Genomic DNA, 23,070 nt, shown 5'->3' with positions numbered 1-23,070 from the left:
CGGTTCTCAACGGTTTTTCAACAACCGGCGTAAAATGCTGAAGTATTGCCTCATGGTAAACAGCCGCCTCATCTTGCCGTCTGCCGCAAAATCCAGCCATGCATTTGAAGGTGGCGTATCTGTCCATTTGAAACATTGATACAAGAAATGGCGTACCCGCTCAAAATCATCTTCCGGCAAATCCTTCTCCAGCAATTCGTACGCTACTGCTTTTGTTTGGCGGTATTCAAGACTGTCAAACCTGGTTTTAAAACCTATAGACTGCAAGAAATCGTTTCTGATGGTTTTTTGAATGCCTTGAGCGGTTTCGTGCTGACGCGTGCTGTATTTGGATGAAACCTGATTGGCATGGAAGCGATATTTGACCAAAGCTTCGGGATAATAAGCAAGCCTGCCCAGTTTGCTGACTTCGTACCAAAATTTGTAATCTTCCGCCCAATCGCATTCGGTATCGTAACGCAAGCCTCCCTCAATGACACTGCGCCTCATAATCATGGTGTTGTTGTGTATAGGGTTTCCGAAAGGAAAAACGGCAGCGATGTCTTCATGCCGGGTCGGTTTATCCCAAATTGCACCGTGCCTGTGATACCGTGCCAGCCGGTTACCGTCGCCTTCTTCCGACAAAACTTCCAACCACGCACCCATGGCAATGATGTCCCGGTCTTTCTCCATGGCACTTACAATCTTTTCAATCCAATCGGGAGAGGCAATATCGTCGGCGTCTGTGCGTGCAATGTATTCCCCTTTCCCCGACTTGATAATTTCTTCCAGCCCGGTATTTAAAGAGGGAATCAAACCTGAATTTTGAGCTTGTGCAAGAATTCTGATACGGCTGTCCCGTTTTTGAAAATCTTTGGCAATCGCAAGCGTACCGTCCGTCGAACCGTCATCAACAATAAAAATTTCCAAATTCCGCCAAGTCTGCCGAACTACGGCATCCAGTGCTTGTGCAAAGTATTTTTCTACGTTATAGGCACAGATTAAAACGCTGACTAGGGGCTGCAATTTATCCTCCCGATAATTTGATGCCGTCTGAAAGCTTCAGACGGCATTTGGACTATACAACGGTTACTCGCTCAAGAGCGCGATATCCGCTACTGCGTTCATCTGCTCTGCCAAACGGTTCAGTAGGTTCAGGCGGTTTTGTTTTACGACGGGGTCTTCCGCCATCACCATCACGCCGTCGAAGAAGGCATCGACTTGCGGCTTGACGGAAGCCAGTTCTGATAAGGCCGTCTGAAAATTGCCTTCAGCAACGGCGGCGGCAATTTTCGGCTGCAAGCCTTGCGCGGCGGCATACAGGGCTTTTTCTTCGTCCTGTTGCAACAGGCTTTCATTAACCGCGCCCAACTCGGCATCGGCTTTTTTCAGCAGGTTTTGCACGCGTTTGTTGACTGCGGCCAATGCGGCGGCTTCGGGCAGCTGTTTGAACGCGGCAACGGCCTGCAGTTTGGCCACTACGTCATCCAAACGGCGCGGCTGTTTCGCCAATACTGCGGCAACGATGTCTTGCGGATAATCGTTTTGCAACAACACGGCCAAACGCGCCTGCATGAAGTCGGCGGTTTCAGACGGCGTTTTTTCGTTGAGCAAACCTTTGGGGAAGCTGTCGAAGGTCGTCTGAATCAGCTCGTTTACGTCCAAGCCATACTGCATCAGCATCCGCAGAATACCCAAGGCGGCGCGACGCAGGGCGTAGGGGTCTTTGTCGCCGGTCGGAATCAGACCGATGCCCCAAATGCCGACCAAGATTTCCAGTTTGTCGGCCAAAGCAACGGCGGTTGCCACTTTGCCGTTCGGCAGGTTGTCGCCGGCAAAACGTGGTTGGTAGTGTTGCTCGATGGCTTCGGCGATTTCTTCGGTTTCGCCGTCCAAGCGAGCATAGTATTTGCCCATGGTGCCTTGCAGTTCGGGGAACTCGCCGACCATTTCGGTTACCAAGTCGGCTTTGGCCAAACGTGCGGCGCGCTCGGCTGCGGCGGCATCCGCGCCCAATGCTTTGGCGATATGGGCGGCAATGCTTTGCAGACGCTCGATGCGCTCGGCTTGCGAACCGATTTTGTTGTGGTAAACCACGCTGGACAATTTCGGCAGGCGGCTTTCCAAAGTCGCTTTTTGGTCTTGTTTGTAGAAGAACTCGGCATCAGACAGGCGCGCGCGCAATACGCGTTCGTTGCCTTGGATGATGTGTGACGGATCTTCGGTTTGCAGGTTGGAGACCAGCAGGAAGCGGTTCATCAGTTTGCTGTTTTGATCGAGCAGCGGGAAGTATTTTTGGTTTTGCTGCATGGTCAGAATCAAGCATTCTTGAGGCACGGCGAGGAAGTGTTCTTCAAAACCGGCTTCCAATACCACAGGCCATTCGACCAATGCAGTCACTTCGTCCAACAATGCTTCATCAGCGGCAACCGTCGCGTTCAGACGGCCTGCCTGCTCGTTCAAGGCCGTCTGAATAGCGGCTTTGCGTTCGGCAAACGAGGCTTCCACTTTGCCTTGCTCGCGCATCTGTGCAGCGTAGTTGTCGGCGTTTTCAATGGTGATTTCGCCGCTGGAGAGGAAGCGGTGTCCCAAGGTTTGATTGCCGCTTTGCAGGCCTAAAACGCTGACGTTTACGATGTCGCCGCCGTGCAGCACAATCAGCCCGTGAACGGGGCGCACGAAAGTAAACGTGCTGCTGCCCCAACGCATTACTTTCGGAATCGGCAGCTTCTTAACAGCTTGATTGATAATGTCTTCCAAGAGTTCGCCCAACGGTTTGCCAGTTTGGACATATTCGTAGGCGTACACATCCTGCTTGCCGTCGTGGACGATGGTCAAGTCTTCGATTTTCGCCCCCGCACCGCGCGCAAAACCTTCCAAAGCCTTGGTCGGCGCGCCGTCTTTCATGGCATTCGCCACAGCCGGGCCTTTTTTCACGATTTTTTGGTCGGCTTGAACGGCCTTCACGTTTTTGACTTGAACGGCCAAACGGCGCGGAGAAGCATAGGCAGTGTATTCGGCTGCGCCGTCAATCAGTTGCGCTTTTTCCAAGCCTTCGGCAACGGAAGCGGCAAAATGGTTGCCCAGATTATTGAGGGCTTTTGGCGGGAGTTCTTCAGTGAGAAGTTCGATTAAAAGGGTTTGGGTCATCATTCGGCTTTCTTTGAATTTGGTTAATCTGCCTGTTTATAGGTTTCGCTGTAATTTTCCCAGCCGTCATCCCCATAAAAACCATCAACCAGCGGGGTGGCGTACAAAGTGGCGACATCTTCACGGCCTGCCAGCCAAGAGATAATGGCCTTTTTCTCGGTTTCGCCCAAGCCTCGGGCGCCGGATTTTTGAAACAGGCACGAAAAATCGCCGCAATCGCCCCCACCCGCCATTTCCAAGCCGTTTACCACAAGATACGCGATAAGCTCGTCCATAAAACGGCCAAACGCTTCGGCATCATCCGCAGATTGATGCAAACTGCCTTGAACGCTGAAAATCAATGTTTGAAACTCGCCCAAATGCAGCTTTTTATGCTGGCGGCGGTTCATTTTGTGCAGGCGTTTCCTGCTTGGGGTGCGGAAATAGACAGGCATGATTTTCCTAAAATATATAATGGTTTACGGACGGCTGCCATATCGGGCCGCCCGAACGTAAAAAATCGTCGCCCCCTTAGGCGGCATTTGCCTTCATTAAGGGAAAGCCCAGTTTTTCGCGGCTTTCGACATATTTTTGCGCCACAGCGCGGCTCAACGCGCGGATGCGGCCGATGTAGGTGGCGCGCTCGGTAACGGAAATGGCACCGCGTGCGTCTAATAGGTTGAACGTATGCCCCGCTTTGAGGACGAGCTCGTAGGCAGGCAAGGCAAGGCTGGCGTTTTCTTCGGCGAGCAGGCGTTTGGCTTGTGCTTCGTAGTCGTTGAACTGGCGCAGCAGCCAATCAGCATCGCTGTATTCGAAGTTGTAGGTGGATTGTTCGACTTCGTTTTGGTGGTACACGTCGCCGTAAGTTACTGTATTCCCGTCCAGCGTTTTTGCCCAAACGAGGTCATAGACGTTTTCTACGCCTTGCAGGTACATCGCCAAGCGCTCAATGCCGTAGGTGATTTCGCCGAGTACGGGCGTGCAGTCGATGCCGCCGACTTGTTGGAAATAGGTGAACTGGGTTACTTCCATGCCGTTGAGCCAAACTTCCCAGCCCAAGCCCCATGCGCCGAGGGTGGGATTTTCCCAGTCGTCTTCGACGAAGCGGATGTCGTGGACTTTAGGGTCTATGCCCAATTCGCGCAGGGAATCAAGATAGAGGTCTTGAATATTGGCGGGGGCGGGTTTGAGCGCGACTTGGAATTGATAATAGTGTTGCAAGCGGTTGGGGTTGTCGCCGTAGCGGCCGTCTTTGGGTCGGCGGCTGGGTTGGACGTAGGCGGCAAACCAAGGCTCGGGGCCGAGTGCGCGCAGGCAGGTGGCGGGGTGGGAAGTACCTGCGCCGACTTCCATGTCGAAAGGTTGGATGACGGTGCAGCCTTTGTCTGCCCAAAATGTTTGCAGTTTAAAGATGATTTGTTGAAAGGTGAGCATGACTTATTGTTCGATAAAATAAAGGTTTTATTTTACTGTTTCCATAGCCGCTTGAATAGATTTATCTCGAAGACAGCCTGATTTGAAACCAGGGGATGGATAATTTTTTAATTTAAATCCGGAAAATAAAAAGCACGGCCAAACGACCGTGCTTTCCCAAACCACACAAGTTTTATTTTTTGTGCGAACGGATATAGTCCAAAGTCTTGAGCTGTGCAATTGCGGCAGCCAATGCCTTGTATGCCTCTACCAAATCCTTATCGTCTTTGGCTTGAGAGATACCGGCTTCGGCAGCTTTTTTCGCCTCTTCCGCACGTGCCTGATCCATCTCCGCACTACGGACGGCAACGTCCGCCAAAACGGTAACTTTATCAGGTTGAACTTCCAAGACGCCACCGGAAACAGCAACCAGGACCTCCTTATCCTCGCCGGGAACAGTCAAACGCAAAGCTCCCGGCCGCACCAAACTCATAATCGGCTCGTGTCGCGGGTAAATACCAAGCTCACCTTGAACGGTCGGAACCACTACAAAGCTGGCTTCGCCCGAATAGATGTTTTGCTCGCTACTGACCACTTCAACTTGCATGACGCTCATGCCGACCTCCTTAGTTTAAGGTTTTCGCTTTCTCTACTGCTTCTTCAATGCTGCCGACCATATAGAATGCCTGCTCGGGCAGATGATCGTATTCGCCGTTCAAAATGGCTTTGAAACCGGCAATAGTATCGCGCAGAGCGACATATTTGCCTGGAGAACCTGTAAACACTTCGGCAACGTGGAACGGTTGAGACAGGAAGCGTTGGATTTTACGGGCACGCATTACAGTCAGTTTGTCTTCGTCAGACAATTCGTCCATACCCAGAATGGCGATGATGTCGCGCAATTCTTTGTATTTTTGCAGAGTAGACTGTACACCGCGCGCTACGTCGTAGTGCTCTTGACCCAATACCATCGGATCCAATTGGCGTGAAGTAGAATCAAGCGGGTCAACTGCCGGGTAAATACCCAAAGAGGCAATATCACGGCTCAATACGACGGTGGCGTCCAAGTGGGCGAAAGTTGTCGCCGGAGACGGGTCAGTCAAGTCATCCGCAGGTACATATACGGCTTGGATGGAAGTAATGGAACCGGTTTGGGTAGAGGTAATACGCTCTTGCAAACGACCCATTTCTTCAGCTAATGTCGGTTGGTAACCCACTGCAGAAGGCATACGGCCCAACAGTGCAGATACTTCGGTACCGGCCAAAGTGTAACGGTAGATGTTGTCAACGAAGAACAATACGTCGCGACCTTTACCGTTTTCGTCTTTTTCGTCACGGAAGTATTCGGCCATAGTCAAACCGGTCAAAGCAACGCGTAGACGGTTGCCCGGAGGTTCGTTCATTTGGCCATACACCATGGCTACTTTATCCAATACGTTGGAATCTTTCATCTCGTGGTAGAAGTCGTTACCTTCACGGGTACGCTCACCCACACCTGCGAATACGGACAGACCGCTGTGCGCTTTGGCGATGTTGTTAATCAATTCCATCATGTTCACGGTTTTGCCCACACCGGCACCACCGAACAGACCTACTTTACCGCCTTTAGCAAACGGACACAGCAAGTCGATCACTTTAATACCGGTTTCCAACAATTCGGTAGCTGAAGACAACTCGTCGAATTTCGGAGCAGTTTGGTGAATGGCACGGCTTTTGTCGGTATCGATCGGACCTGCTTCATCAACGGGCGTACCCAATACGTCGACAATACGACCCAATGTACCTTTACCTACCGGCACAGTGATTGGCGCACCAGTATTGCTTACAGACATACCGCGTTTAAGGCCATCTGAACTACCCATTGCAATAGTACGGACAACGCCGTCGCCCAGAAGCTGTTGAACCTCCAGAGTCAGACCGTTCTCGTCCAATTTCAGGGCATCGTAAACATGCGGGATAGCGTCGCGTGGAAATTCCACGTCAACCACCGCACCAATAACTTGTACGATTTTGCCTTGGCTCATTATCGTATCCTAATTTCCTGTTCAGGCTTCAGACGGCATTAAACTGCCGCTGCACCTGCTACAATTTCTGACAATTCTGTGGTAATCGCGGCTTGACGCGATTTGTTGTACACCAAGCGCAACTCTTTAATGGCATTGCCTGCGTTGTCGGTTGCGGCTTTCATCGCTACCATACGCGCGGCTTGTTCGGATGCCATGTTGTCGCTCAATGCCTGATAAACCACAGACTCTAAATAGCGGCGAACCAAATATTCCAATACGGCGACAGGACTCGGCTCGTAGCGGTATTCCCAAGCGAATGAAGAATGACCCGCTTTGTCGTCAATAACATTTTCACCGATAGGCAGCAACACTTCCATACGCGGCTCTTGGCGCATCGTGTTGATAAAACATGAGTAAACCATATGGATACGGTCTAATTCATGCTTTTCATAACATTGGAAGATTTCGGTCAAAGGGCCAAGCAACGCCTCCATTTTTGGGGTGTCGCCCAAATTAGTTGCGCTGGCAATAACATTCAAACCGATGCTTTGGCATGCAGCCAAACCTTTGCTACCCAGGCACACGACTTCGACTTCGATGCCTTGTTCCTGATACTCTTGAACTTGCGCCAAAAACTTTTTCAGTACGTTTGCGTTCAAGCCACCGCACAAACCTTTATCCGAGGTAATCAAAATGAAACCGGCACGACGCACTTCGCGGTGCGGCTCCAACAATTTGATACCATGATCGGCATTAGTCTGTGCAAGATGGCTCATCACTGTACGCACTTTTTCGGCGTACGGACGCGCCAAGCGCATCCGGTCTTGAGTCTTCCGCATTTTAGAGGTCGACACCATTTGCATCGCTTTAGTGATCTTTTGGGTATTTTGAACACTACGGATTTTGGTGAGAATCTCTTTTCCGACTGCCATTTCAGACTCCTTTCATCTCAATACTTATGCTTGGTAAGCGTAAGAAGATTTGAAAGATTTCATGGCTTCGGTCAATGCTTTTTCGCTTTCGTCAAACATTGCGCCTGATGCATTAATCGCTTCCAGAACCTCAGGATGTTGCGTACGTACGAAACTCAAGAATTCTGCTTCGAAAGCCAAGGCTTTGGATACCGGAACATCTGCGTAAGAACCGTTGTTGATCGCCCACAAAGTCAATGCCATTTCGGCAGTGTTCAATGTGCTGAATTGTTTTTGTTTCATCAATTCAGTAACCACTTCACCGTGTTGCAGCTGTTTGCGTGTTGCTTCGTCCAAATCGGAAGCAAATTGCGAGAACGCCGCCAATTCACGGTACTGTGCCAACGCCAAACGGATACCGCCACCCAGTTTTTTGATGACTTTGGTTTGTGCTGCACCACCCACGCGCGATACGGAAATACCGGCATTGATTGCAGGACGGATACCGGCGTTGAACAAGTCGGTTTCCAAGAAGATTTGGCCGTCTGTAATCGAAATTACGTTGGTTGGTACGAATGCTGATACGTCACCGGCTTGGGTTTCAATAATTGGCAACGCAGTCAGAGAACCGGTTTTGCCTTTTACTTCACCATTGGTCAGTTTTTCAACTTCGTTTTCGCTGACGCGAGCCGCACGTTCCAACAGACGGGAGTGCAGATAGAATACGTCGCCAGGATATGCTTCACGACCAGGAGGACGGCGCAACAGCAGGGAAATTTGACGGTATGCAACGGCTTGTTTAGACAAGTCATCATACACGATCAATGCATCTTCACCGCGGTCACGGAAGAATTCACCCATGGTACAACCGGAGTAAGGAGCGATGTATTGCAGTGCAGCGGCTTCAGAAGCAGTTGCAGCAACCACGATAGTATGTTCCATCGCGCCATGCTCTTCCAATTTGCGTACTACGTTGGCAATAGAAGATGCTTTTTGACCGATAGCCACATAAATACAGATAACGCCTGTACCTTTTTGGTTAACGATGGCATCCAGTGCTACGGCTGTTTTACCGGTTTGACGGTCACCAATAATCAACTCACGTTGGCCACGACCAACCGGAACCATAGAGTCAATGGCTTTCAGACCGGTTTGCATTGGTTGGTCAACCGATTTACGCGCAATCACACCCGGTGCGATTTTTTCGATTGGAGCAGTCAATGTTGTGTTGATTGGACCTTTACCATCGATAGGACGACCCAATGCATCAACTACGCGGCCAACCAATTCGCGACCAATCGGCACTTCCAAAATACGGCCGGTACAAGTAACTGTATCGCCTTCTTTAATGTGTTCGTACTCACCCAACACTACGGCACCGACGGAGTCGCGCTCCAAGTTCATGGCCAGACCGAAAGTGTTACCGGGGAATTCGAGCATCTCACCTTGCATCGCGTCTGACAAGCCATGAATGCGCACAATGCCGTCTGTAACAGAAACGACAGTACCACGGGTACGCACTTCTGTATTGACGGACAGATTTTCGATTTTGGCTTTAATCAAATCGCTAATTTCAGCAGGATTAAGCTGCATGAAAACTCTCCTAATTTGTCATAGTCGCATACAAAGCATTCAGCTTGCCTTGTACGGACAAATCCAAGACCTGATCACCCACCTCTACTTTGATGCCGCCGATTAATTCAGGGGCAACTTTAGCCACCACATCCAATTTGCTGTTGAAGCGTTTTGTCAGGATATCGGTAACATCGGCCAGCTGCTGAGAACTGAGCTCATACGCGCTGTAAATTACTGCCGATTTCGTATTGTTGTGTATCAAGGTCAAATCTTGATATTGGGCATAAATTTCCGGTAATACCAGCAAACGCTTTTGTTCGGCCAAAACGGTAATAAAATTTGCCAATTCGACATTTTTGATACCGACAAGACCTTTGAGCGTTTCTGCCTTTTCGGAAGCTCCCGTTTCCGGCTGCTCGATGAAAGCGATGACTTTCTCATCTTGAACAACCGCTGCGAGTTCTTTCAGTTCGCCCAACCAAGACTCGATTTGGTTTTTTTCCTGAGCCAGACTAAACAATGCTTTCGCATAAGGTCTGGCAATCGTTGCGAACTCTGCCATAAGATTACAGCTCCTGTTTTAAGGCACTGAGCAAATCTGCATGTTTGGAAGCATCAACTTCTTTACGCAGGATAGATTCCGCACCTTTAACAGCCAATGAAGCAACCTGTTCGCGCAACACTTCGCGTGCACGGTTAACTTCTTGCTCTACATCAGCTTTTGCTTGGGCTGCAATGCGTGCTGCTTCATGAGAAGCTTGCTCTTTAGCTTCTTCTACAATTTTTGCAGCACGTTTTTCGGCGTTGGCAACCATTTCGGTTACCTGATGACGCCCTTCGGCCATAAGTTCTGCAACTTTTTTCTCTGCCTGCTCAAAATCGCTCTTACCGCGCTCGGCGGCAGCCAAGCCCTCGGCGATTTTTGCGGCACGCTCATCCAATGCTTTGGCAATCGGAGGCCATACGAATTTCATCGTAAACCAAACCAAGCCAAAGAAAACTAGGATTTGCGCAAATAAGGTTGCATTAATATTCACGTTACTTAACCTTCGTATCTGGGTTAATCAAACAGACGGTAAGCCTGTATCTGAACGGATTTCTCCGTCTTGATTACGCAGCACCAAACGGGTTAACGAAGGCGAACAACAGGGCAATAGCCACACCGATCAAGAATGCCGCGTCAATCAGACCAGCGATCAAGAACAGTTTGGTTTGCAGAGGACCAATCAGCTCAGGTTGACGAGCAGAAGATTCCAAATATTTAGAACCGACCATTGCGATACCGATAGAGGCACCCAGTGCGCCCAATGCAACGATCAAACCACATGCGATAGCAATCAAACCCATTTTAAACTCCTTAAAGAAACAAAGGTTAAACTACAAAAACAAACTACTTAGGAAAATCAGTGCGCATCATGTGCCTGTCCGATATAGACAAACGCCAATGCCATAAAAATAAACGCCTGCAAGGTAATAACCAGAATATGGAAAATCGCCCATGCCAATCCGGCAATAATGTGGAAGACAAACAGAATCGGATCCATCACTTCAACGCTGCCAGAAGCTGCCCAAGCACCGCCAAGCAAGGCTATCAACAAGAATACCAACTCGCCAGCATACATATTGCCGAACAACCGCATACCGTGGGATACGGTTTTAGAAAGAAACTCGACCAAATTCAGCAGGAAGTTCGCAGGTGCGAGTTTTGCACCGAAAGGCGCGCTAAACAGTTCGTGAAACCAGCCGCCGAACCCTTTAATTTTGATATTGTAATAAATACAGATAAGCAACACTCCGACGGCAAGAGCCAAAGTAGTATTCAAATCAGCGGTAGGCACAACACGCAACAGGGCGTGATGATTACCGGTCAGATGCTGCCAAACCCACGGTAACAGGTCAACAGGCAGCATATCCATCGCGTTCATCAGGAAAATCCAGACAAAAAGTGTCAAACCCAAAGGGGCGATGGCTTTTCTAGACTGTTCATTGTGGATGATGCTCTTACACATATCGTCCACAAACTCGAACAAGATTTCCACTGCAGCCTGGAAACGTCCGGGAACGCCTGCTGTTGCTTTTTTTGCACCACGCCACAACAGGAAGCTGCCGATTACGCCCAACAGAGCGGCGAAGAAAATCGCATCCAGATTAATAAACGAGAAATCGGCAATATTTTTCAGGCCCTGACCCTGAGTAACATCCGACAAACTGGTCAAGCTCTGTAAATGGTGCTTGATGTAGTCGGCAGCGGTAATGGTTTCACCTGCCATAATCTTTCACTCTCAACAATACTAAAAAAACCAGATGGCTGACACCGATCAACCCCATCAGAAACGGGGCAAACACCAGCGATTGATGCCATATTGAAAACATGGCGAACATGGACAACAGCGACAGCACTACTTTTAAAATCTCTCCGAAGACGTACATCCTGCTTTGCAGGAAGGGATCCCCACTGAAAAGTTTTAAAAGTAAAACTGCAACAAGCGTGGGAAGCAGATAGGACAGGCCGCCGCCGATTGCCGATAGAAACCCCGAATACCCCCATATAACAAGGGAAACTAGAGAACATACGGATAATACTGCAAATTGCAGGATAATAATCTGCTTCATAAAAAAGAATGATTCCACCTCGGATTTGAGGCGCGGCTAATATAATTTAGAAGCCTTCTTACGTCAAGCAATATGTTAATCTTTGTGAAACTCGCCACCGATACAGACAAGCGGCTCCCCAAAATTCAACTCCGCTATTCTAACACATATTACATATGATTACAGGATATTGAGGAGCTTGTCCGAAATTTCTTTACACTTTTAATATTCTTACGTGATTTGTTTGCTTTACATGGAAATAATAAAAAATCAACGCGAAATTATAGCAGTTTATCGGTCGGATTGTCGGCAGTTTGGGGAGTTTGCTCAATAAATAAAAGGTCGTCTGAAAATATTTTCAGACGACCTTTTTCGAATAAAGGATTAGCAGCGACCTGCCGCTTTAAGCAAGGCATTGCATTGATCTTTGCCTTTGTGCGCTCCGCCACCCGAACAAATTGCATCGGAAGTGGTAACGCCGATTGTGCCGGTTACACTGGTAACGTAGCACTGGCTCACGCGTTTACCCACAGTTGCGGTAAAGTTGATGCGTATGCCTTCATTGCTGCGGTTGCTAATTTTTACGGCATCGGGGCTGGTGCCCAAAGCAAACGCGGCACGTTCCTGGAGTTTCTGGTCGGAAACGGTTACATTATTGATTAAGCCGCAACCTGCTAATGCCAACGCAACGAACGCAGCTAAAACTATGATACGTGTGTTCATAATTTCCTCGAAAATTAAAAATGAAAACAGGAAAACGATTCTTACGTGAAGCAGAAAAAAAATGTCAAGGGAATTATATTTCCCACTTAAAATCTGGAAAGCTATTCTCTATATTTCAGACGGCATTTTGCACAAAATTAAGGCTGGTAATCTATTCCCAACTGCTCCAACAGGTGGCCGAACGTTTCGGGTGTATCGAAATACAGGACAATCCTGCCTTTTTTGTGGTTAACGGTTTTGACTTCAGCGTTGACACCCAGCCTTTCAGTCAGCAAATCGTTAAGGCGGCTGATGTCGGAAGCAGTATTTTTTTTGGGTTCGGACTGTTTGTTCTGATGGGCAATTTGGCTGCGGCGTTCGACTTCGCGCACCGACCAGCCGTTTTTAACGGCCTTTTGCGCCAACTCAAGCTGTTCTACGACGGGGAGGGTCAGCAACGCACGGGCATGCCCCATTTCCAAGCGGCGTTGGTAAAGCATTTCCTGCACGGGTTCGGGCAGGCTTAAAAGGCGCAGGCTGTTGGAAATCGCACTTCGGCTTTTGCCGACGGCTTTGGCTATGGTTTCGTGGGTTAGTCCGAACTCGTCGGCAAGACGTTTCAACCCCTGCGCTTCTTCGATAGGGTTGAGATTCTCTCGCTGAAGGTTTTCTATCAACCCCATAGCCAGTGCGGTTTCGTCGCTGATAGTCTTGATAACGACGGGGATTTCGGTCAGACCGGCAAGCTGGGAGGCGCGCCATCGCCGCTCCCCCGCAATCAGTTCATACCGGGACAAACCGTGTTCCCGCACAATGACGGGCTGTATCACGCCTTGTGCTTTAATCGAATCCGCCAGCTCCTGCAAGGCTTCGTCATCGATTTGAACACGCGCCTGATAGCGGCCGGGCTGGATATCTTTAACTGCAACCGTGGTCAATCGGTCGCCGCTGCTGTTGTCTGCGCCGTTGGCGAGCAGCGAATCCAAACCGCGCCCCAATCCGCCTTTTACTTTTGCCATGCCTTTCTCCCTTACGTGTTCAAATGTAATGATAAAGTCGGTATTTTATCGGATATTGAGTGTTGCCGACAATTTGTATCCGTGTTTATCTCGAATCGTTTTTTTCACTATAATAACCGCTTTGCCGCTGCCTGCGGCATAACGGAAAGGCGGATGATGACTCGACGGTTGATTGTCGGTATCAGCGGGGCAAGCGGCTTTGCTTACGGCATTAAAGCATTGCGGCTTCTGCTTACGCAAGATGTCGAAACGCACCTTGTGGTATCGAAAGGTGCGGAGATGGCCCGGACTTCGGAAACGGATTATACGAAAGACGAAGTATATGCCTTGGCTGACTTCGTCCATCCGATTGGCAATATCGGGGCATGTATTGCCAGCGGTACGTTTAAAACGGACGGGATGCTGGTTGCACCCTGTTCGATGAGGACGCTTGCCTCTGTCGCACACGGCTTCGGCGACAATCTGCTGACACGTGCGGCGGATGTGGTTTTGAAGGAAAGGCGGCGGCTGGTACTGATGGTCCGCGAAGCACCGTTGAACCTTGCCCATCTGGAGAATATGAAACGGGTAACAGAAATGGGCGGCGTGGTGTTTCCCCCTGTTCCTGCGATGTACCGCAAACCGCAAACTGCAGACGATATTGTTACACACAGTGTTGCACACGCTTTGTCGCTTTTCGGAATCGATACGCCGGATTCGGCGGAATGGCAGGGGATAGCGGACTAAAGGACAAAAATGCCGTCTGAACACGGATACGGTTCAGACGGCATCATTTTATACAACGGCCTTATTTGGCGGTACCCTCATTCCATACTGCAGGGTATTTGTAGCCCTCGAAGCGTTTGTGCGCGTAGGCTTTGAACTCGTCGGAGTTATAGGCCTCGGTTACGTCTTTAAGCCATTGGCTGTCTTTGTCGGCAGTCTTGACGGCAGACCAGTTGACATAAGCAAAGCTCGGCTCTTGGAACAGGGCTTCGGTCAGCTTCATGCCGCTGCTCATGGCGTAGTTACCGTTAACGACGGCAAAATCGACGTCGGCACGGCTGCGCGGCAGTTGCGCGGCTTCAAGCTCGACGATTTTGATATTTTTCAGGTTTTCGGCAATATCCGCTTTGGATGCAGTCAGCGGATTGATGCCGTCTTTGAGTTTAATCCAACCCAATTCGTTGAGCATGACTAAAGCACGGGCAAAATTGGACGGGTCGTTGGGTGCGGATACGGTGCTGCCGTCTTTGACTTCTTCCAGCGATTTCAGTTTGCCCGGATACAATCCCAAAGGTGCGGTCGGCACTTGGAAGGCTTCGGTGATGTCCAGATTGTGTTCTTTTTTGAAGTCGTCAAGATAAGGTTTGTGTTGGAAGATGTTGATGTCCAACTCGCCCTCCGCCAATGCCAGATTCGGGCGCACATAGTCGGTAAATTCAACCAGTTTGACGGTGTATCCTTTTTTCTCCAACGCAGGTTGGATTTGGTCTTTGACCATATCGCCGAAGTCGCCGACCGTTGTACCGAAGACGATTTCTTTTTTCTCCGCGCCGTTATTGGCTGAAGAGGCGGCAGCAGAGGCTGCGGGCGCGCTGTCTTTTTGACCGCCGCAAGCCGCCAAAATAAGCGCGAGTGTGGCGGCAGAAAGGGTTTTGAAGAAGTTTGTCATGTTATCTCCTGATATGTGGGAAAGTTTCAAACTAAAACTGCAGGCAATAAATCCGCCATGGTTTGGCATTCAGACGGCATTTGCCGCAGAAAAGATTCTATAGCATTTTTAACAGTACGGCGGATATTTCATCCCGCCGTATCGTCCTCAGACCTGAAGGCCGGCTTCATCCGGGCTTCAGACGGCATTTTAGGTTTAACGTTTGTCCAATTTCCGCGCCAATGCGTTGCCGATGCTTTGAATCAGGATAACGAGCAGCACGAGGATGGCGACGATGAAAATAATGACTTCGGTTTGGTAGCGGTAGTAGCCGTAGCGGATGGCGAGGTCGCCCAAACCGCCGCCGCCGATCATACCTGCCGCCGCGCTGTATGAGAGCAGACCGATGGCAAGGACGGTGATGCTGGAAACCATGCCCGCGCGCGCTTCGTTCAAGAGGACTTTGCGGACGATGGCAAGCGGCGATGCGCCCATGGCGGTGGCGGCTTCAATCACGCCTTTGGGGACTTCGCGCAGGTTTTGTTCCACCAGTCGGGCGAAGTAAAACAGGCCGGACACGCTCAATACCAGCGAGGCGGCAATCGGGCCGATGGTGCTGCCGACGATGGCGCGAGTGGCGGGTATCATGGCAATCATCAGGATGACGAAGGGGAAGGCGCGCATCAGGTTGACTAAGTTGTCGAGCAGGAAATTCACCGGCTTGTTGTAATGCAGCTGGCGGTTGGAAGTCACGAAAAGCAATACGCCCAACAGGGTGCCGAAGATGACGGCAATCGTGGTGGACAGCCCGACCATAACGAAGGTTTCGCCCAAAGCGCGGACGATTTCGTCTTTCATGCCGACGATGGTGGAAACGGCTTGTTCGAATGTTAAGTCTGCCATATCAGTCCTCCCGAATCAGTTCGCGCCCGATTTCGGATTGGGCGTGGATTTGGTTGCCGCGTACTTCGACGATTTCCACCACTTTGCCTTTATCCAAGAGGGCGGCGCGGTCGCACAGGCGGCGGATGACGCTCATTTCGTGGGTTACAATGACGATGGTAACGTTGAAGCGTTTGTTGATGTCTTCCAAACATTCCAAGACGCTGCGCGTGGTGGCGGGATCGAGGGCGGAAGTGGGTTCATCGGCGAGGATGACTTGGGGTTTGGGCGCGAGCGCGCGGGCGATGCCGACGCGTTGTTTCTGCCCGCCTGAAAGCTGGGCAGGGTAGTGGTCAGCGCGTTCGGTCAGGCCGACGATTTCAAGGCATTCTTTAACACGTTCTTTGATTTTTTCAGACGACCATCCGGCGATTTCCAAAGGAAAGGCGACATTGTCAGCAACGGTACGGTTGCTCAAAAGATTGAACTGTTGAAACACCATGCCGATATTCTGCCGCGCCTGACGCAATGCGGCGGCATCGAGCGCAGTCAGCTCTTGTCCGCAAACGTTGACCTTGCCCGTGTCGGGACGTTCCAACAGGTTAATCAGGCGCAACAGGGTGGATTTGCCCGCGCCAGAATAGCCCATCAGACCGAAAATTTCGCCGTCTTTTATTTCCAAATGCGTCGGCTCGACGGCGGCAAACCATGCTTTGTCGCGCGTCTGATAGCGTTTGGAAACATTATTCAAGATAATCATCGTTTTTTTCCATACAACAACGCCCGATGTCGGGCACAACGGGCGTAAAAGATAAAGCTGAAATTGTCGGAACGCTTTAGCTGTTATGCCCGCAAGCTGTGTCAAATCGGCAAGTTAGTTTCCGTATGATACTATCGGGAAAGTATTTTTTTGTCAACAAAACCGATTGACGGCAGAAGCCCAAACGATACCGCGCGATATCCCCTGAATGTGCAACACCACACGCCAAAACGGTAAATTATTGAAAAATATATTTTATGATACCAAAAGTGTTCTGAAAGCAATGCATTTTCAGCATATAATCCAGAAAATGCCGGTTCAGACGGCATCTTATCTTCCAACCCTGATTGTTTCAGGGTTTCAATTTTTAAGGAAATTCGATGCATCCATTCATTCTAAAGCATTCACTGCCACTGCTTGCTGCTTTGGCACTCGCCGCATGCTCTTCGACAAACGCGCCCGGAGGCGAGATAAAGGCCGCCGAATCATCGGCCGTTCCGTCCCGCCCTGCCGAACCTGAAGAAAAAACATTGGAAGATTACCGCAACTACCCTTCTGCGCTTGATGCGGCAAAACAGAACAACGATGCCGCCGTCGCAGCCTATTTGGAAAATACCGGCAACAGTGCGATGACGGAAAATGTCCGCAACGAGTGGCTCAAATCCTTAGGCGCACGCAAGCAGTGGAAACTATTTGAACAAGAATACGCCAAACTCGAACCTGAGGGACGCACCCAAGAAGTCGAATGCTATGCCGACTTGAAACGCAACGACTACGGACGTGCCGCCGAACTGGTCAAAAATACGGGCAAACTGCCTTCGGGCTGCACTAAACTGTTGGAACAGGCAGCCGCATCCGGCTTGTTGGACGGCAACGATGCCTGGAGGCGTGTTCGCGGACTGTTAGCCAACAGCCAAACCACAGACGCACGCAATCTGGCAGCCGCATTGGGCAGCCCGCTTGATGCCGGCACTCAAGGATCGCGCGAATACGCCCTGTTGAACGTCATCGGCAAAGAAGCACGCAAATCGCCAAATGCCGCCGCCCTGCTGTCCGAAATGGAAAACAGTTTAAGCCCCGAACAACGCAGTTTCGCGTGGGGCGTACTGGGGCAGCATCAATCGCAAAACCTCAATGTACCCGCCGCCTTAGACTATTACGGCAAAGTTTCCGACCGCAGACAACTGACCGACGACCAAATCGAATGGTACGCCCGTGCCGCCATGCGTGCCCGACGTTGGGACGAACTGGCTTCCGTTATCTCGCATATGCCCGAAAAACTGCAAAAAAGCCCGACCTGGCTCTACTGGCTGGCACGCAGCCATGCTGCGCTGGGTAACTTGCAGCAGGCGGCAAAACTCTATGAACAGGCAGCCGCAACAGGTAGAAATTTTTATGCCGTACTGGCAGGGGAAGAGTTGGGTCGGAAAATCGATACGCGCAACAATGTGCCCGATGCCGACACAAACAGCGTCCGCTGCATGTCGGAAGACGGTGCAGTCAAACGCGCACTGGTATTGTTCCAAAACAGCCAATCCGCCGGCGATGCAAAAATGCGCCGTCAGGCTCAGGCGGAATGGCGTTTTGCCACACGCGGCTTCAATGAGGACAACCTACTGACCGCCGCGCAAACCGCATTTGACCATAAGTTTTACGACATGGCGATCAACAGCGCAGAACGCACCGACCATAAACTCAACTACACATTGCGCTACATTTCGCCGTTTAAAGACACTGTAATCCGCCACGCGCAAAATGCCGATGTCGATCCGGCGTGGGTTTACGGCCTGATTCGTCAAGAAAGCCGTTTCGTCATGGGCGCGCAATCCGGCGTGGGCGCGCAGGGGCTGATGCAGGTCATGCCTGCCACAGCACGCGAAATTGCCGGCAAAATCGGTATGGATGCCGCACAACTTTACACCGCCGACGGCAATATCCGTATGGGAACGTGGTATATGGCGGACACCAAACGCCGCCTGCAAAACAACGAAGTCCTCGCTACCGCAGGCTATAACGCCGGCCCCGGCAGGGCGCGCCGATGGCAGGCGGATATCCCCCTTGAGGGTGCGGTATATGCCGAAACCATCCCGTTTTCCGAAACGCGAGACTATGTCAAAAAAGTGATGACCAATGCCGCCTACTATGCCAGCCTCTTCGGGACACCGTACGTTCCGCTCAAACAGCGTATGGGCACCGTTCCTGCACGCTGACGTATCGATGCCGTCTGAAAGAAAACACCCTAAAGCCCCAGGCGGCATTTTTATCAAACCACATTGACACTAAACCGCAAATATAAGAGAATCGGAAAATTATTTTTTTCTGCTTTTTTAAGTTAAGCAGTTCACGGCATAAGCCGACCTGTGAGGAGGTGATGTTTCCATCACGGCGCGTATCCCGCCGCCGAAAGGCACAGCGATACGGAAAACCTACAACACCGTCTGCCCTACCCTTTCCATCGATATTATGGGCAGATGAAACAACAGAATTTATTAAAGGAAATAAAATGCCTGCAATCCGCGTAAAAGAGAATGAACCATTTGAAGTTGCCATGCGCCGTTTCAAACGCGCCGTAGAAAAAACCGGTCTGCTGACCGAGCTGCGCGCCCGCGAAGCCTACGAAAAACCGACTACCGAACGCAAACGCAAAAAAGCGGCAGCCGTAAAACGCCTGCAAAAACGCCTGCGCAGCCAACAACTGCCTCCTAAAATGTACTAAACATCCAAGCAGTACAGATTACAGGTCAGCCCTGTGATATGAGGACACACCGCAAGACCTGCTCTGCGGTGTGTTTCGTTTATCGCCTGACAGCAAGCCCATTTTCCGCCAGCAACACACGGATTGCCGTTATTAACCATTAACCAAACTCGGAAGCCCGACAGTACGAACCGGTTGATACCGGATATGTCCTGACAATACCCACCCTACCGACACACAAAAACTTACCATCCTTATGTACGGGGATTGATTCACCTTCCCTTAACCTTAGAATCCGAATCTGAAACCCTTCCCAGCGAGAACATCATGAGCCTGAAAATCCGCCTTACCGAAGACATGAAAACAGCTATGCGTGCCAAAGATCAATTGTCGCTCGGCACCATCCGCCTTATCAACGCCGCCATCAAACAGTTTGAGGTGGACGAACGCACCGAAGCGGACGATGCCAAAATCACCGCCATCCTGACCAAAATGGTCAAACAGCGCAAAGACAGCGCAAAAATCTATACTGAAGCCGGCCGCCAGGATTTGGCAGACAAAGAAAACGCCGAAATCGAGGTACTACACCGCTACCTTCCCCAAATGCTTTCCGCCGACGAAATCCGTAGCGAGGTCGAAGCTGCCGTTGCCGAAATCGGCGCGGCAGGTATGGCGGATATGGGTAAAGTCATGGGGCTGCTGAAAACCCGCCTCGCAGGTAAAGCCGACATGGGTGAAGTCAACAAAATCTTGAAAACCGTACTAACCGCCTGATTGTATGAATATAAGGAAAAATGCCGTCTGAAGCCCATATCGCAGGTTCAGACGGCATTTTCAATGTCCCAATATCGAATTGACAGGGGCAACGCGGTTTCGATACGCCGAAACAGGTTTTGCTGATAAACGGATTCCGTTTATGCCCCATCGGATAAAATGCCGTCTGAAACACGATTCCGTTCAGACGGCATAGATTTATTTGACCAATTTCAGACCTTTTTTAGCAGGCACGGCCTGAGGCTCCGGTTCTACCGGGGAATCAGGGCTGTACTCCTCCAACTCAAACCCCATACCTTCTCCGGTCTCCCGTGCAAAAAGGCTGAGGACGTGTCCGACAGGTATCCATATGTCGTGTGCCTTTCCGCCGAAACGGGCAGAAAAGCTGACCCAATCGTTGTCAATTTGAAGGTTTTGGGTGGCGGTTGCGCCGATGTTGAGCATGATTTCATTGTCGCGGACATACTGCATGGGAACGCGCGTATGCTCGTTTACCCAGACAAGGATGTGAGGGGTAAAGGCGTTATCGCTGCACCATTCGCAAAGTGCGCGGAGGATATAAGGTTTGGTGGAAGTGGTCATAATGTACCCCATGATGTGCCTGAATATAGAAATGCCTGAAACCGTCAGGTTTTACAGGCATTTCAAACTTATTTGCGCATCGCCTTTTCCGCAGGTGTCAGCGCATCGATAAAGGCTTCGCGTTGGAAAATCCGTTCGGCGTATTTGAGCAGCGGCGCGGCACTTTTGCCCAATTTGATATCGTAATGGTCAAGCCGCCACAACAGCGGTGCGAGGGCGACATCAATCATGGAAAAGTCATCGCCGAGAATGTATTTGTTTTTACTGAATGAAGGGGCGAGCATGGTCAGACCGTTGCCGATGGCTTCGCGCGCTTTTGCCTGCTCCTTATTGGTGGAGGCAGGGTTCTCCAAAATTTGAACGAGGCTGAACAGTTCTTTTTCCATGCGGTACAACACCAGGCGTCCCCGGCCGCGCATAACGGGATCGCCGGGCATAAGCTGCGGATGGGGGAAACGTTCGTCAATGTATTCGTTGATGATATTGGACTCATGCAGCACCAAATCGCGCTCGACCAGTACGGGAACTTGGTTATACGGATTCATGACGGCGAGGTCTTCGGGTTTGTTGTAAATATCGACGTCTTTGATTTCAAAATCCATGCCTTTTTCGTATAAGACGAAGCGGCAGCGGTGACTGAAGGGGCAGGTAATGCCGGAATAAAGGGTCATCATGATGATTGTTGCTCCTATGTGATGCCTGTAAAACGGCTGTTTCATAAACACTTAATCGCACAATTATATGCGATTGCATACACTTAATCCAGAAATTAGAGTTAATTCACTGTTTTTAAATTGCTTTCTTAAATTTTCTGAATAAGGGCAAATCTACTGCCTTTATCGCGCGGACGCGAACCCTGCCATACCGTCTGCCAGCCCTGCGGTATATCGGCATTTTTAGGCAGTCGGGTTATACGGTAGCGGCATCGGGTATCGCCGATATGATGCGGCAATGTACCGTACTGCGTCCAGACGGTTCGTGTGTGCAGATCGCCGCTGTCTATGCTGATACACTCAATGCCGTCTGCAAGTTTCTGTTTCAATTCAGAAGAAAGCGATGCCTCCATGCCGCGTACGACCGGCGCATAGCTTTTCGCCGCGTCCAGCCACGGTAGAAACAGCGTCATCAACAGCGCCCATGTCAGGGTAACGCCTGCGGCCCAATTGGTTACTGCCTGCCTGCCGCGTATGTGCCTACGGGTAATTGCCCACAGCCACAGGGGGGTAAACAATATGGCAACGGTCATGGGAATGGGATCGATATCAGGAACATAATACGGGCTGAAATATGCGGCACGTTCGGCAAGTTTGGCGGGCCAACCGTAATTGATGGCGAAAAACCCTATCCACAGAAATACGGCAAACAGTCCGAATGTCATAACGCCGAACCAGTTGACAAAAGCCGCCGCACTGCGCCTCAGGCTGTCCAGCTGCGCCGCGCCGAACAGTGCAAGCGGCGGCAGCAGCCAAACGAGGTTATCCTGAAAACGCTGCGGATTGACGGCAAGCAGCACCATGACGGCAACCATCCAGACGACGCCCAAAATCCCCCAATCTGTCGCAAACAGGCGTGTGCGGCAAACCGTCCAAACCGCCAGCGGCAGTGCAGGCAATGCAAACCAAAGCAGATTTTTCAGATAATAAAATAAATTAAATGCCGTCTGAACGTGCTGCAAACCGCCAAAGGTGCCGAACATATGATAATCCGACCATTGTACAAACAGTGCGGGCTGCGTTTTTGCCAAGAGCAGCGGGTAAACGGTCATAAGCGGCAAAGAAAAAGCAAGTGATGCCACTGCCGTCAAAATCAAACGCCTGCTTTGCCACGGACGGAAAAACATCAGTACGGGCAAGGGCAGCATCAGGGCAAATGCTGCCGGATAACCTGCTGCCAACGACATCAGCGTCCAACCCGTACCGAGCAGGAAAGAGGCGGCAATCACACGGCGGCACGCCAAAGAATAACCGTGCAACACCAGCCCTGCGGCGGCAAAAGCGGCGGCGGCAGGATTGAGAAAGTGTACGGTCGGAATCAGCCCGATACAGCCGATAAGGATTAAAACAACGCTACGCCCGTGGTGTCTGCCCAAAAAGTTGAAACCGGCAAAACCGCAGGAAGTTAGTCCGATAACGGCAAAAAATACGCCTGCAAAGCGTGCGGCATCGTATGGGTCGGCAGCCCACGGCGACAGCAAATGTTTGAACGCGGCGGCAACCCAAAGATAAACGGGCGGTATGCCGAAGTCGGCATGCCCGAACAGATGGGCAACCAAAGGAACGCGGCTGTCTGCCAATGCTTCGACGGCGGTATAAACGGCAGGTTCGGCAGGATTCCATAAATCATGTGAAAATACACCCGGCCACAACCAGGCAAACGCCATCAACATCAGCAGCCACGGTTTTTCATGGGTTTTTG

The 23,070-nt window shown here is 50.7% G+C and carries 25 protein-coding genes; 4 read left to right on the top strand and 21 right to left on the bottom strand.

All coding sequences use genetic code 11. The features are described 5' to 3' along the window. Positions 1–6: 6 nt before the first annotated feature. The 15 genes from BBW69_RS00125 to BBW69_RS00055 form a co-directional block, all read right to left on the bottom strand. The gene (locus BBW69_RS00125; protein ID WP_188210021.1) at positions 7–1,005 is read right to left on the bottom strand and encodes a glycosyltransferase family 2 protein; all 999 of its coding nucleotides are present in this window, start codon (positions 1,003–1,005) and stop codon (positions 7–9) included. Between the two features lie 63 nt (positions 1,006–1,068). After that, entirely contained in the window at positions 1,069–3,132 is a 2,064-nt protein-coding gene (gene glyS / locus BBW69_RS00120; protein WP_188210020.1) for a glycine--tRNA ligase subunit beta, read from the bottom strand. Between the two features lie 20 nt (positions 3,133–3,152). Further along, complete coding sequence (locus BBW69_RS00115) at positions 3,153–3,563, bottom strand: YggL family protein (protein ID WP_188210019.1); 411 nt, start codon at positions 3,561–3,563, stop codon at positions 3,153–3,155. A 76-nt stretch (positions 3,564–3,639) separates the two neighbouring features. Then, complete coding sequence (gene glyQ / locus BBW69_RS00110) at positions 3,640–4,545, bottom strand: glycine--tRNA ligase subunit alpha (protein WP_002224116.1); 906 nt, start codon at positions 4,543–4,545, stop codon at positions 3,640–3,642. Between the two features lie 172 nt (positions 4,546–4,717). Continuing rightward, complete coding sequence (locus BBW69_RS00105; RefSeq protein ID WP_188210018.1) at positions 4,718–5,140, bottom strand: F0F1 ATP synthase subunit epsilon; 423 nt, start codon at positions 5,138–5,140, stop codon at positions 4,718–4,720. Positions 5,141–5,150: 10 nt separating this feature from the next. Beyond that, positions 5,151–6,548 (bottom strand): F0F1 ATP synthase subunit beta, encoded by a 1,398-nt coding sequence (gene atpD, locus BBW69_RS00100; protein WP_003676115.1) that lies wholly within the window; start codon positions 6,546–6,548, stop codon positions 5,151–5,153. 38 nt (positions 6,549–6,586) lie between these two features. Then, on the bottom strand, positions 6,587–7,462 hold the full coding sequence (gene atpG / locus BBW69_RS00095) for a F0F1 ATP synthase subunit gamma (protein ID WP_107961178.1): 876 nt from the start codon (positions 7,460–7,462) through the stop codon (positions 6,587–6,589). 24 nt (positions 7,463–7,486) lie between these two features. Continuing rightward, positions 7,487–9,034, bottom strand: coding sequence for a F0F1 ATP synthase subunit alpha (gene atpA, locus BBW69_RS00090; protein WP_188210017.1), 1,548 nt, complete (start codon positions 9,032–9,034; stop codon positions 7,487–7,489). A gap of 10 nt (positions 9,035–9,044) precedes the next feature. Next, a complete protein-coding gene (locus BBW69_RS00085) occupies positions 9,045–9,578 on the bottom strand; it encodes a F0F1 ATP synthase subunit delta (RefSeq protein WP_004519004.1) in 534 nt (177 codons plus the stop codon). A gap of 4 nt (positions 9,579–9,582) precedes the next feature. After that, positions 9,583–10,053: a F0F1 ATP synthase subunit B gene (locus tag BBW69_RS00080; protein ID WP_003676108.1), complete on the bottom strand. Its 471-nt coding sequence runs from the start codon at positions 10,051–10,053 to the stop codon at positions 9,583–9,585. 73 nt (positions 10,054–10,126) lie between these two features. Then, positions 10,127–10,363 (bottom strand): F0F1 ATP synthase subunit C, encoded by a 237-nt coding sequence (atpE, locus tag BBW69_RS00075; protein ID WP_003676106.1) that lies wholly within the window; start codon positions 10,361–10,363, stop codon positions 10,127–10,129. A 56-nt stretch (positions 10,364–10,419) separates the two neighbouring features. Further along, positions 10,420–11,286 (bottom strand): F0F1 ATP synthase subunit A, encoded by an 867-nt coding sequence (gene atpB, locus BBW69_RS00070; RefSeq protein ID WP_003676099.1) that lies wholly within the window; start codon positions 11,284–11,286, stop codon positions 10,420–10,422. Then, positions 11,276–11,629 carry an ATP synthase subunit I gene (locus BBW69_RS00065; RefSeq protein ID WP_107859536.1) on the bottom strand — a complete coding sequence of 118 codons (354 nt, stop codon included), beginning with the start codon at positions 11,627–11,629 and terminating at the stop codon, positions 11,276–11,278. The genes atpB and BBW69_RS00065 overlap by 11 nt, the downstream gene beginning before the upstream one ends. A 363-nt stretch (positions 11,630–11,992) precedes the next feature. Continuing rightward, positions 11,993–12,331 (bottom strand): hypothetical protein, encoded by a 339-nt coding sequence (locus BBW69_RS00060; RefSeq protein ID WP_188210016.1) that lies wholly within the window; start codon positions 12,329–12,331, stop codon positions 11,993–11,995. Positions 12,332–12,468: 137 nt separating this feature from the next. Beyond that, positions 12,469–13,329 (bottom strand): ParB/RepB/Spo0J family partition protein, encoded by an 861-nt coding sequence (locus BBW69_RS00055; protein WP_107859537.1) that lies wholly within the window; start codon positions 13,327–13,329, stop codon positions 12,469–12,471. A 156-nt stretch (positions 13,330–13,485) separates the two neighbouring features. Between BBW69_RS00055 and BBW69_RS00050 the strand changes: the two genes are divergently transcribed. Further along, entirely contained in the window at positions 13,486–14,055 is a 570-nt protein-coding gene (locus BBW69_RS00050) for a UbiX family flavin prenyltransferase (protein ID WP_188210040.1), read from the top strand. Between the two features lie 61 nt (positions 14,056–14,116). On the opposite strand, the gene BBW69_RS00045 is transcribed toward BBW69_RS00050, so the two are convergent. From BBW69_RS00045 to BBW69_RS00035, 3 genes are all read right to left on the bottom strand, one after another. Next, on the bottom strand, positions 14,117–14,983 hold the full coding sequence (locus tag BBW69_RS00045) for a MetQ/NlpA family ABC transporter substrate-binding protein (protein ID WP_188210015.1): 867 nt from the start codon (positions 14,981–14,983) through the stop codon (positions 14,117–14,119). A 195-nt stretch (positions 14,984–15,178) separates the two neighbouring features. After that, the gene (locus tag BBW69_RS00040; RefSeq protein ID WP_003777092.1) at positions 15,179–15,865 is read right to left on the bottom strand and encodes a methionine ABC transporter permease; all 687 of its coding nucleotides are present in this window, start codon (positions 15,863–15,865) and stop codon (positions 15,179–15,181) included. A 1-nt stretch (position 15,866) separates the two neighbouring features. Further along, the gene (locus tag BBW69_RS00035) at positions 15,867–16,604 is read right to left on the bottom strand and encodes a methionine ABC transporter ATP-binding protein (protein ID WP_108043521.1); all 738 of its coding nucleotides are present in this window, start codon (positions 16,602–16,604) and stop codon (positions 15,867–15,869) included. Positions 16,605–16,984: 380 nt separating this feature from the next. On the opposite strand from BBW69_RS00035, the gene ltgA reads away from it, so the two are divergent. From ltgA to BBW69_RS00020, 3 genes are all read left to right on the top strand, one after another. Next, positions 16,985–18,814 (top strand): lytic transglycosylase LtgA, encoded by a 1,830-nt coding sequence (gene ltgA, locus BBW69_RS00030; RefSeq protein WP_188210014.1) that lies wholly within the window; start codon positions 16,985–16,987, stop codon positions 18,812–18,814. A gap of 293 nt (positions 18,815–19,107) precedes the next feature. Continuing rightward, a complete protein-coding gene (gene rpsU / locus BBW69_RS00025) occupies positions 19,108–19,320 on the top strand; it encodes a 30S ribosomal protein S21 (protein ID WP_002214819.1) in 213 nt (70 codons plus the stop codon). Positions 19,321–19,626: 306 nt separating this feature from the next. Further along, the gene (locus BBW69_RS00020; RefSeq protein WP_188210013.1) at positions 19,627–20,073 is read left to right on the top strand and encodes a GatB/YqeY domain-containing protein; all 447 of its coding nucleotides are present in this window, start codon (positions 19,627–19,629) and stop codon (positions 20,071–20,073) included. A gap of 198 nt (positions 20,074–20,271) precedes the next feature. Here BBW69_RS00020 and BBW69_RS00015 read toward each other — a convergent pair whose 3' ends face one another. The 3 genes from BBW69_RS00015 to BBW69_RS00005 all read right to left on the bottom strand — a co-directional run. After that, a complete protein-coding gene (locus tag BBW69_RS00015) occupies positions 20,272–20,655 on the bottom strand; it encodes a ClpXP protease specificity-enhancing factor (RefSeq protein ID WP_107859665.1) in 384 nt (127 codons plus the stop codon). Positions 20,656–20,723: 68 nt separating this feature from the next. Beyond that, positions 20,724–21,329 (bottom strand): glutathione S-transferase N-terminal domain-containing protein, encoded by a 606-nt coding sequence (locus tag BBW69_RS00010; RefSeq protein WP_039854120.1) that lies wholly within the window; start codon positions 21,327–21,329, stop codon positions 20,724–20,726. A 128-nt stretch (positions 21,330–21,457) separates the two neighbouring features. Next, positions 21,458–23,070 (bottom strand): glycosyltransferase family 39 protein (locus tag BBW69_RS00005; protein ID WP_188210012.1); only part of this gene is annotated, 1,613 nt, incomplete at its 5' end.

This window comes from Neisseria sp. RH3002v2f, assembly GCF_014596375.1.
Classification (GTDB): Bacteria; Pseudomonadota; Gammaproteobacteria; order Burkholderiales; family Neisseriaceae; genus Neisseria; species Neisseria cinerea.
This window is presented reverse-complemented; position numbering and strand designations above follow the sequence as displayed.